The sequence below is a fragment of the Roseiarcus fermentans genome, from assembly GCF_003315135.1.
GTDB lineage: Bacteria > Pseudomonadota > Alphaproteobacteria > Rhizobiales > Beijerinckiaceae > Roseiarcus > Roseiarcus fermentans.
This window is the reverse complement of the sequence record NZ_QNRK01000057.1, coordinates 19289-28827: the sequence shown is the minus strand read 5'-3', so window position 1 is coordinate 28827 and position 9539 is coordinate 19289. Positions and strand designations below refer to the sequence as shown.

Genomic DNA, 9539 nt, shown 5'->3' with positions numbered 1-9539 from the left:
CTCGCGTGAGGCTCTACCCGGCCTATCCGAGCAACCCTCGCAAGGCGCATCGAGGACGGGCCGCCCCGCCTCCGCAAGGACATACAGTCTTCGTCGCTTTGCTCCTCGCAATGACGGGGTTGGGAGTTACCTCCCGTCGAAGATGCGGCGCGGGCCGGACAGCGCATGCGCGGGCCGCAGTCGGAATCGCCGCGGCGTCGCCGCCTGCCCAAAATCCGCCATCGCGGCCGGAACCAAGACGCCGCTCGCGCGTTTGTAGGCGATAGGGTGTGGATAACGCCATGTGGACCGTCTTTGGTTGGGCCGTCGCGTTGCGCCTCACCGCGGCGCGCTCGGTTTCGGCGCCGTCGCCGGGATCGCCTCCGCGGCGCGAAAGCGCGTGCCGGCGCTGATCGCGTTCCGGACTCCGGCGCGAGCGCGCGCGACGCGCGCCTTGAATGGGGGGCCAGGTCGGCGCTGGCGATAGAATGGCGAGGCTACCTTGAGACACGTGGGCAAACCAATTGCAGAGTTTTCGGAACAAGGCGGCGCTTCCAGCGTTTCCGATGTTAAGCTTGCCACCGCAGGCGGTCGGGGACGATTGATGAGCCACTCGAACTCCCGGGCGAATGGTCTTTCCGAAGATCCGCAGCTGGACAACAAGGTTCTCGACGCGATCGGGCGGGCGCTAAAGGCGCATTATGACGATCTCGTCAGGGCGCCCCTCCCGGACAAGTTCCTCGATCTACTCGCCGATCTCGACACCGAGGAGCGGATCGCGCGGTCGGCAGGAGGCCACGATGCCACCCGCTAGCTTCAAGGACGACTTGATCGCAGAAATGACCAACCTGCGCGCTTTCGCCGTTTCGCTGTGCGGTTCCGCGTCCCTCGCCGACGACCTCGTCCAGGAGACGTTGCTGCGCGCGTGGAGCAAGTGGGACAAGTTCCAGCCGGGCACGAGTCTGAGGGCGTGGCTCTTCACCATCCTTCGCAACATTTACTATTCGAACCGCCGCAAGAGCGTTCGCGAGGTGCAGGACAGCGACGGCGTTTACGCGCAGCGCCTGGTGGTCGCAGGCGACCAGGAGAGTCACGTCGATCTCGAGGATTTTCGCGCGGCGCTGACGCGCCTGCCCCCCGAGCAGCGCGAAGTGCTGATTCTCGTCGGCGCCTCCGGCGTTTCCTACGAAGAGGCGGCCCAGATCTGCGGCGTCGAGGTGGGCACGATCAAGAGCAGGCTCAGCCGCGCCCGGTCGCAACTCGTCGCCATGCTCGGCTGGGACGGCCGCGTCGGCGGCCGCGTAGAGCGCAAGATGCGCCAAGCCTCTTGACAGGCTACGCCTTTCGGCGGCGATTTGACGCCGGGACAGTGTCTGTCGAAAAGTGTATGGCATGTGCGGCGCGATTCGCGCCGGGATGCTGAGGTGCGCGGATGGCAGACCGAGAACGACGCATTCAGGAAATCGCCTATTTGCTGTGGGAAGGCGAGGGCCGGCCGGACGGTCAGGCCGAGCGTTTCTGGCACATGGCCGAAGCGGCCTACGAGGCCGAGGCCGAGATGGCCGGCGGCGAGGCGGGCGAGTCCGCGGATACCGAGCCCGCCTCCGTCCTGTCCGACGTCGCCGAGGCGGAAGAGAAGCCCGTCCTCCCCATGGAAGCCCCGGAGGAGGCGGCGCCGACGGCGGGAAAACGGGCCAAGGCGAAAGTCGCGGCGCCGGATGAAGGCAAGGTCGAGCCCAAGGCGAAGGCGGCCATGGCCGGCAAGGTCGAGGCGCCGCCGGCCGCGAAGGCCGTGGATCCAGCCCCGGTCGCCAAACCGGCCACGAAGGCGAAAGCCAAGAAGCCCAAGTGAACGTCGACGCGGTCGGATAGTCGCGACCGTCGCGCGTGTTTCGACAGCCTGGGTCCGTCGCCGCGCGGTCAGCAGGGTCCGGCGCCAGGAATGGCCGGCGTCGCCGCCCGGCAGACTCCCGGTTCGTGGCGCCGAGGTCCGCGGGGGTCTCCGGCGGCGACGAGGAGCGGGAACCGCCGGCGCCGGTTCGCGGACTGGAGAACGCATGAAGCTCTACTATTCACCAGGAAGTTGCGCGCTCGGCATCCATATCCTGCTTGAAGAGATCGGCGCGCCGTTCGAGACGCAGCGCATCAATTTCGCCGAGCGGGAGCAGGTCGGCGAGGCCTATCTGGCGATCAACCCGAAGGCGAAGGTGCCGGCGCTGCAGCGTGACGACGGCACGGTTCTCACCGAATTTCAGGCGATCGCTCTCTATCTCGGCCTGACCCATCCCGAGAGAGGCCTCGTCCCGGCGAGCGCCGAGCGACAGGCCCGCATGATGGAGGCGATGGACTACGTCATCGGGACGGTGCACGCGACCGGCTTCCGCCGTCTCTTCCGTCCGGCCGAATTCGCCGCCCGCGAGGCGGACCATGACGCCGTGAAGGCGCGCGGCCTCGAGATCGTCAGGAACGGCTTCGCCCTGATCGACCGGGACCTCGCCGACGCGGACTGGGTCGTCGGCGACTTCTCGCTCGCCGACGCCGCCTTGTTCTATACGGCCTTCTGGGCCGCTGCGCGGCTCGGGATCCCCCTCCCCGACCGGGTTGAGGCGCACTATCGGCGGATGAGGGCGCGCCCCGCCGTCGAACGGGCGCTCAAGGACGAGGGACTGTAACGAGCCTCGGCCATCTCGATCGGCTCCGAAAAAGGACATTCCAGGCATGCGCATCCCGACGATCGCCGTCGCAGCCTTTCTGTTCGCCCCGGCCGCGGCGGGAGCGAGCGAGACCTATACGGTCGACCGATGGCCCCAGGACATCGATACGATTCCCTGCAGCGCCTGGGATCATTATCCCGACGGCAGCTGGGCGCTCCGAGGGTCCGTCAAGCTCGGCGCCTCGGTGATCGACAACATCGGTTTCAACCGGGGCGACTCGTCGGCCCGCCTGCTCGACAGGAAATGCGGAAAGAAATAGGCCCCGCGCCGGCCGGCCATCGCGGCCGAGCCGCGCAAGCGGACTAGGCCGTCACCCCGTCTACGATCGTTGCGATCACCTGCCGCTTTGCCCGCTCGAACGCCGCGTCGTCGAGCGGGCGGCCGCCGTTCAGCGTCGCCATCTCGTGCGCGGCGTTGGCGTATTGCTGGGTCGTCGCCCAGATCATGTAGAACAGCACTTTCGCGTCGATCGGCTTCAGCTTTCCGGCGGCGATCCATCGCCGGACCGACGTTTCGCGCGCGGCGACCCAGTCGGTGAGCGTCGTGTCGAGAAAATCCTGGATCATCGGCGCGCCGCGCATGATCTCGGCCGACCAGATGCGCGAGGCGAGCGGCATGGCGCGAGCGAGGTCCATCTTGGCGCCGATATAGGCCGCGAGCGCCTCGCGCGGGTCGTCGCTGCCGTCGAAGGACGCCGCGGCGGCCAGCCACGCCGTCAGAACCCGCTCGACGACGGCGCGATAGAGGGCGTCCTTGGTGACGAAGTAATAGTGGAGGTTCGCCTTGGGCACGCCGGCGCGCCGCGCGATCGCCGCGGTGGTGGCGCCGCCGAACCCTTCCTCGGCGAACACCTGCTCGGCCGCTTCGAGGAGCGCCCGCTCGTTCTCGGCGCGGATCGCCGGCCGCGCCTTGCGCGCCGCCGGGCGGACCGCGCGGGCGGAGTCGAGCGGGCTTGCGCCGCCGTCGCGACTGCGGAAAAATTGGTCCATGGGCGCCTTGTCGCTGAGCGTTGCGCCCAAATTACGTCATTTGACCATTTGGTCAAACTTATACTAGCGTCCGCCAGACACAGGAGCCGACCATGTCCGATCTGTCCAACGTCCGCATCAATGGAGCCCGCCTCTGGGATTCGCTGATGGAGATGGGCAAGATCGGCGGAACCCCCAAGGGCGGCTGCAAGCGGCTGGCGCTGACCGACGTCGACAAACAAGGGCGCGAACTGTTCAAGAGTTGGTGCGAGGCAGCCGGATGCACGGTCAAGGTCGACGAGATGGGCAACATGTTCGCCCACCGGGCCGGCGAGGACGACAGCCTGCCGCCGGTCATTCTCGGCAGCCACCTGGATACCCAGCCGACCGGCGGCAAGTTCGACGGCGTGCTCGGCGTGCTCGGCGCGCTCGAGGTCGTGCGCTCGCTCAACGACCTCCGGATCAAGACCCGGCATCCGATCGAGGTCGCCAACTGGACCAACGAGGAGGGCTCGCGCTACGCCCCGGCGATGGTGTCCTCGGGCGTGTTCGCTGGCGTGTACACCAAGGACTTCGCCTATTCGCGGCTCGACCAGGACGGCAAGACGCTCGGCGACGAGCTCGAACGGATCGGCTTCAAGGGCGACGTCCCGGTCGGCGGCCGCCCGGTGCACGCCTATTTCGAACTGCACATCGAGCAGGGCCCGATCCTCGAGGCCGAGGGCTACGACGTTGGTATCGTCACCCACGGCCAGGGCCAGCGCTGGTACGAGATTCGCTTGACCGGCTACGAGAGCCACGCGGGCTGCACGCCGATGCCGCGCCGCAAGGACGCGCTGCTCGGCGCGGCTCGCATCGTGGAGCTCGTCAACAGAATCGGCTTGTCCAAGGCGCCACTGGGAGTGTCGACCGTCGGAATGCTCAACCCTTACCCGAATTCGCGCAATGTCATCCCCGGCGAAGCGTTCATGACGGCCGAGTTCCGCCACCCGATCGGCGAGACGCTCGACGCGATGGATGTCGAGTTCCGCAAGGGCGTCGAAGAGATCGCCAAGGCGGGCGGGCTGACCTACGATCTCAAGGAGGTGTTCTACTACGAGCCTGTCCCCTTCGACCCGGCCTGTGTCGAAGCGGTGCGGCGCGCCGCCGAACACTTCGGCTACAGCCATCGCGACATCGTCGCGGGAGCGGGCCACGACGCCTGCTACATGGCCCGCATCACCCCGACCTCGATGGTTTTCACGCCCTGCGTCGACGGCGTCAGCCACAACGAGCTCGAAGACATCAAACCGGATTGGGCGACCTACGGCGCCAACGTGCTGATGCACGCGGCGCTCGAGAAGGCCGAGATCGTGTCCTGATCCTCAATTTCCCCGGGGAACGCGCGGAATCCAACGGAGAATAGACATGTCGATCGTCATCAAGGGCGGAACGGTGGTCAACGCCGACCGCAGTTACCGGGCCGACGTCAAGGTTGAAGGCGAGACCATCGTCGAGATCGGCGACAACCTTTCCGGCGACAGCGCGCTCGACGCCGGCGACTGCTACATCCTCCCCGGCGGGATCGACCCGCACACCCATCTCGACATGCCCTTCATGGGGGCCAATTCCGCCGACAATTTCGAGAGCGGATCGAAGGCCGGCGTCTCCGGCGGCACGACGATGGTGGTCGACTTCTGCATCCCCAACCGCAACCAGCCGCTGATGGAGGCGCTCGCCGACTGGCATGAGCGCGGCAAGAACGCGGTCGCGGACTATTCCTTCCACATGGCGATCAGCTACTGGAACGACCAGGTGCGCGACGACATGGAGAAGGTCGTCAAGGCCGGCGTCACCACGTTCAAGCACTTCATGGCCTACAAGGGCTCGCTGATGGTCAACGACGAGGAGATGTTCGCCTCCTTCTCGCGCTGCGCCGAGCTCGGCGCGCTGCCGCTCGTCCACGCCGAGAACGGCGACCTCGTCGCCGCGCTGCAGCGCCACTACCTGTCCAAGGGAATCACCGGGCCGGAGGGCCACGCCCTGTCGCGCCCGCCCGACGTCGAGGGCGAGGCGACCAACCGCGCCATCATGCTCGCCGATCAGGCGGGCGTGCCGATCTATATCGTGCACACCTCCTGCATCCAGGCGCACGAGGCGATCGCCCGCGCCCGGGCGCTCGGCAAGAGGGTCTATGGGGAGCCGCTGATCCAGCACCTCGTTCTCGACGAGAGCGAATATTACGACAAGGACTGGAAACACGCGGCGCGGCGCGTCATGTCGCCGCCTTTCCGCGACAAGGCGAACCAGGACGATCTCTGGAACGGCCTGCGCGCCGGCTCGCTGCAGGTCGTAGCCACCGACCACTGCTCCTTCACGACGAAGCAGAAGGAGCTCGGGTTCGGCGACTTCACCAAGATCCCGAACGGCACCGGCGGCCTCGAGGACCGGATGCCGGTCCTGTGGACCCACGGCGTCGAGACGGGGCGGATGACGCCGAACGAGTTCGTCGCCGTCACCTCGACCAACAGCGCGAAGATCCTCAACATGTATCCGCGCAAGGGGGTGATCGCGCCCGGCGCCGACGCCGACATCGCGGTGTGGGACCCGAAGGCGATGAAGACGATTTCGGCCAAGTCCCAGGTGTCGGTCATCGACTACAACGTGTTCGAGGGCATGACGGTGACGGGCCTCCCCCGCTACACGCTGTCACGGGGCGAGGTCGTGTTCCGCGACGGGCGGGTGCAGGCGGAGATCGGACGCGGCCGTTTCATCGCCCGCCAGCCTTTCGCCGAGGAGGCCCGCGCGCTCAAACGCTACAAGGCGTTCACCGCGCCGCGGGCGGTGGCGCGCTAGGGCGATTTTGCGTTCCTTCCGGAACGCAGGGTCGCTCCGGGACTTTGACGTCGCGCGCCGAAGAACCGGCTTGCCTTCATCACGGCGCGCCTGAGAGGATCGGGAACGATGGAGACGGCGTCGATTGTGAAGCCTGCGACGCACGGAGTCGGTTCGCCGCCGCCGCCCGGGCCAGCGATCGAGGTCAGCGACGTGTCGCTGCGCTTCGAGACGCGGGACGGGCCGGTGCAGGCGCTGGCCCACGTCAACCTGAAGGTCGAGCGCGGCGAATTCGTCTCGTTCATCGGTCCGTCCGGCTGCGGCAAAACGACGCTCCTGCGCGCGGTCGCCGACCTCGAGACGCCGACCGAGGGCGACATCCGCGTCGACGGCATGAACACCGAGGAGGCGCGGCTCAAGCGCTGCTACGGCTACGTGTTCCAGTCGCCGGCGCTCTATCCGTGGCGAACGGTGGCGGGCAACATCGCGCTGCCACTCGAGATCATGGGCTATTCCCGGGCGGAGCGCGAGGAGCGGGTGAAGAAGGGCCTCGACCTCGTCAATCTCTCGGGATTCGGCAACAAGTTTCCCTGGCAATTGTCGGGCGGCATGCAGCAGCGCGCCTCGATCGCCCGCGCGCTCTCCTTCGACCCCGACATCCTGCTCATGGACGAGCCGTTCGGCGCGCTCGACGAGATCGTGCGCGACATGCTCAACCAGCAACTCCTGCGGCTGTGGGAGATGACCGGCAAGACGGTGCTGTTCGTCACGCATTCGATTCCCGAAGCGGTGTTCCTGTCCACCCACATCGTCGTCATGTCGCCGCGGCCCGGGCGGATAACCGACGTGATCGCCTGCAATTTTCCGCGAGACCGGCAGCTCGAGATCCGCGAGACGCCCGAGTTTCTGGCGATCGCCAATCGGGTCCGGCTCGGTCTGCGGGCGGGACACTCCTATGACGCATAGCACGGGCGGGACACTCCTATGACGCAGGGAAGAAGCGATCACGACGCGCGGACGGGGTCTTCGCCGGGGCGAAGGGCGCGCAGGCTCGCGGCCGTCGCTTTGCCCCTGCTGACCGGCTTCCTCGCGGCTTGCGCCGACGCCGACGCCGGCGCCTTCGGTTTTCCCGGGACCGCGAGATTGCCCCCCGCCTGCATCGCGACGGTCAACACGGTCGCGCTTCAGGTGATGAACCGGACCAATCCGCTCGGGCAGATGCAGATTTTCGGCGACCCCGCCGTGTTCGATCCCCATCTTCTGCGGGTGACCGTCACCGTCTTCGGCGCGCGCACCGACATCTATTCCGTCGACCTGACGATCGACGACGCCTGTCGCGTTCTCTCGGCGAGCACGCGGCTCGAGTCGAACGAATGGCCGTACCGGTGAAGTCGATCCTCCCCATCGTCACCGTCGTCCTCGCCGTTCTCGCGATCTGGTACGCCGCCGCAGCGCTCATGAACGCGCCGTTGCAGCGCGACATGTACGCCAACGCGGGACGATCCGACTATTCGACCCAGGACCTGATCGTCGCCTCGCTCAACATGGAGCGGCCGAAGCTGCCCGGGCCCCACCAGGTGGTGGCGGAGATGGTCAAGTCGATCGTCGCGACGGCGCCGAGCTCGAAACGCAGCCTCGTCTACCACGGCCTGATCACGCTCGAGGAAACCCTGATCGGTTTCGTCATCGGCGCGGCGCTCGGCATCGGCCTGGCGATGGTGATCGTGTCGGTGCGGTGGCTCGACAGCTCGCTGACGCCGTGGCTCGTCGCCTCGCAGACGATCCCGATCATCGCGCTCGCGCCGATGATCGTCGTCATCCTGAGCCAGTTCAACATCACCGGCGTCGCGCCCAAGGCCGCGATCGCCGCCTATCTGTCGTTCTTCCCCATCACCGTCGGCATGGTCAAGGGCTTCCGCTCGCCCGAGCCGCTCCAGCTCGACCTGATGCGCACCTATTCGGCCTCGTCCATGCAGACGTTCGGCAAACTGCGGGCGCCGGCGAGCGCGCCCTATTTCTTCGCCAGCATGAAGATCGGCGCGGCGGCGGCGCTGGTCGGCGCGATCGTCGCCGAAGTGACCAAGAGCGAGGACGGGGGCTTGGGCGCGCGCCTCCTCGCCGGCTCCTACTATGGGCAGACGGTGCAGATCTGGGCCGCGCTGTTCGCCGCGGCGGCGCTGTCGGCGGCGTTGGTCGGACTGATCGGGCTCGTCGAGCGGCTCGCCGGGCGGCGCATGGGGTTCGCGCGATGATCGACCGCCGCCTCGCCGATCTCGTGCCGCCGTTCCTGTTCGGCCTGGTCATTCTCGCGCTGTGGGAGCTCGTCGTCCGGGCGGCGGGCGTCCCGACCATCATCTTGCCGGCGCCGTCGGCGATTGCGGCGCGCTTTCTCGTCTCGATTCCGACCCTCGCCGCCGACTTCTGGCAGACGATCAAGGGCCTGCTCGCGGGCTATATCGTCGGCTGCGGCTCGGGGCTCGTCGTCGCGATCCTGGTCGACCGCTCCGATTTCCTGCGCCGCGGCCTGCTGCCGATGGGCAATCTCGTCTCAGCGCTGCCGATCGTCGGCATCGCCCCGATCATGGTGATGTGGTTCGGCTTCGACTGGCCCTCGAAGGCCGCCGTCGTCGTGGTGATGACCTTCTTTCCGATGCTGGTGAACACGGTCGCCGGGCTCGAGAGCGCGAGCCCGATGGAGCGCGACCTGATGAAGACCTACGGCGCGAGCGACTGGCAGACGCTGACTGCGCTCCGCCTGCCCGCGGCGCTGCCGTTCATCTTCAACGCCCTCAAGGTCAACACGACGCTGGCGATGATCGGCGCGATCGTCGCCGAATTCTTCGGCACGCCGATCGTCGGCATGGGGTTCCGCATCTCGACCGAGGTCGGCCATCTCGGCATCGACATGGTGTGGGCGACAATATTGGTGGCGGCCGTGACCGGCTCGGCGTTCTACGGGCTGGTCGCCGCGATTGAGCGACGGGTGACGTTCTGGCATCCCTCCTTCCGCGCGAAGGGGGCCTGAAGCTCAGCGCCGCGCGCAGGCCTGCGCGGCGTCGGGGAC

General features: G+C 67.3%; 12 protein-coding genes. 11 read left to right on the top strand and 1 reads right to left on the bottom strand.

What is annotated here, in order from left to right:
- Positions 1 to 490 precede the first annotated feature (490 nt).
- From DFR50_RS30055 to DFR50_RS30035, 5 genes are all read left to right on the top strand, one after another.
- Entirely contained in the window at positions 491 to 793 is a 303-nt protein-coding gene (locus DFR50_RS30055; RefSeq protein WP_245428236.1) for a NepR family anti-sigma factor, read from the top strand.
- Positions 780 to 1310, top strand: a complete 531-nt coding sequence (locus tag DFR50_RS30050) for a sigma-70 family RNA polymerase sigma factor (RefSeq protein ID WP_113893783.1) — start codon at positions 780 to 782, stop codon at positions 1308 to 1310. Before DFR50_RS30055 ends, DFR50_RS30050 begins: the two co-directional genes overlap by 14 nt.
- A 101-nt stretch (positions 1311 to 1411) precedes the next feature.
- Positions 1412 to 1831 carry a DUF2934 domain-containing protein gene (locus DFR50_RS30045; protein ID WP_113893782.1) on the top strand — a complete coding sequence of 140 codons (420 nt, stop codon included), beginning with the start codon at positions 1412 to 1414 and terminating at the stop codon, positions 1829 to 1831.
- Between the two features lie 205 nt (positions 1832 to 2036).
- Entirely contained in the window at positions 2037 to 2651 is a 615-nt protein-coding gene (locus tag DFR50_RS30040; protein WP_113893780.1) for a glutathione S-transferase family protein, read from the top strand.
- Between the two features lie 46 nt (positions 2652 to 2697).
- Positions 2698 to 2952: a hypothetical protein gene (locus tag DFR50_RS30035; protein ID WP_113893778.1), complete on the top strand. Its 255-nt coding sequence runs from the start codon at positions 2698 to 2700 to the stop codon at positions 2950 to 2952.
- Between the two features lie 43 nt (positions 2953 to 2995).
- Here DFR50_RS30035 and DFR50_RS30030 read toward each other — a convergent pair whose 3' ends face one another.
- On the bottom strand, positions 2996 to 3682 hold the full coding sequence (locus DFR50_RS30030; RefSeq protein WP_113893776.1) for a TetR/AcrR family transcriptional regulator: 687 nt from the start codon (positions 3680 to 3682) through the stop codon (positions 2996 to 2998).
- Positions 3683 to 3774: 92 nt separating this feature from the next.
- Between DFR50_RS30030 and DFR50_RS30025 the strand changes: the two genes are divergently transcribed.
- The 6 genes from DFR50_RS30025 (at position 3775) to DFR50_RS30000 (ending at position 9500) form a co-directional block, all read left to right on the top strand.
- Complete coding sequence (locus tag DFR50_RS30025; protein ID WP_113893775.1) at positions 3775 to 5022, top strand: Zn-dependent hydrolase; 1248 nt, start codon at positions 3775 to 3777, stop codon at positions 5020 to 5022.
- A 46-nt stretch (positions 5023 to 5068) separates the two neighbouring features.
- The gene (gene hydA, locus DFR50_RS30020) at positions 5069 to 6496 is read left to right on the top strand and encodes a dihydropyrimidinase (RefSeq protein ID WP_113893774.1); all 1428 of its coding nucleotides are present in this window, start codon (positions 5069 to 5071) and stop codon (positions 6494 to 6496) included.
- Between the two features lie 108 nt (positions 6497 to 6604).
- Entirely contained in the window at positions 6605 to 7441 is an 837-nt protein-coding gene (locus DFR50_RS30015; protein ID WP_113893773.1) for an ABC transporter ATP-binding protein, read from the top strand.
- An 18-nt stretch (positions 7442 to 7459) separates the two neighbouring features.
- On the top strand, positions 7460 to 7864 hold the full coding sequence (locus DFR50_RS30010; RefSeq protein ID WP_113893772.1) for a hypothetical protein: 405 nt from the start codon (positions 7460 to 7462) through the stop codon (positions 7862 to 7864).
- Positions 7849 to 8727 carry an ABC transporter permease gene (locus tag DFR50_RS30005; protein WP_113893771.1) on the top strand — a complete coding sequence of 293 codons (879 nt, stop codon included), beginning with the start codon at positions 7849 to 7851 and terminating at the stop codon, positions 8725 to 8727. The genes DFR50_RS30010 and DFR50_RS30005 overlap by 16 nt, the downstream gene beginning before the upstream one ends.
- The gene (locus DFR50_RS30000) at positions 8625 to 9500 is read left to right on the top strand and encodes an ABC transporter permease (RefSeq protein ID WP_425376104.1); all 876 of its coding nucleotides are present in this window, start codon (positions 8625 to 8627) and stop codon (positions 9498 to 9500) included. The genes DFR50_RS30005 and DFR50_RS30000 overlap by 103 nt, the downstream gene beginning before the upstream one ends.
- Positions 9501 to 9539: the final 39 nt, after the last annotated feature.

What these genes read in the sequence shown, in the direction of transcription:
- DFR50_RS30015 (WP_113893773.1), top strand. Translation starts at nt 6,605, where the DNA reads ATGGAGACGGCGTCGATTGTGAAGCCTGCGACGCACGGAGTCGGTTCG.
- hydA (WP_113893774.1), top strand. Translation starts at nt 5,069, where the DNA reads ATGTCGATCGTCATCAAGGGCGGAACGGTGGTCAACGCCGACCGCAGT.
- DFR50_RS30025 (WP_113893775.1), top strand. Translation starts at nt 3,775, where the DNA reads ATGTCCGATCTGTCCAACGTCCGCATCAATGGAGCCCGCCTCTGGGAT.
- DFR50_RS30010 (WP_113893772.1), top strand. Translation starts at nt 7,460, where the DNA reads ATGACGCAGGGAAGAAGCGATCACGACGCGCGGACGGGGTCTTCGCCG.
- DFR50_RS30050 (WP_113893783.1), top strand. Translation starts at nt 780, where the DNA reads ATGCCACCCGCTAGCTTCAAGGACGACTTGATCGCAGAAATGACCAAC.
- DFR50_RS30035 (WP_113893778.1), top strand. Translation starts at nt 2,698, where the DNA reads ATGCGCATCCCGACGATCGCCGTCGCAGCCTTTCTGTTCGCCCCGGCC.
- DFR50_RS30040 (WP_113893780.1), top strand. Translation starts at nt 2,037, where the DNA reads ATGAAGCTCTACTATTCACCAGGAAGTTGCGCGCTCGGCATCCATATC.
- DFR50_RS30005 (WP_113893771.1), top strand. Translation starts at nt 7,849, where the DNA reads ATGGCCGTACCGGTGAAGTCGATCCTCCCCATCGTCACCGTCGTCCTC.
- DFR50_RS30030 (WP_113893776.1), bottom strand. Translation starts at nt 3,682, where the DNA reads ATGGACCAATTTTTCCGCAGTCGCGACGGCGGCGCAAGCCCGCTCGAC.
- DFR50_RS30045 (WP_113893782.1), top strand. Translation starts at nt 1,412, where the DNA reads ATGGCAGACCGAGAACGACGCATTCAGGAAATCGCCTATTTGCTGTGG.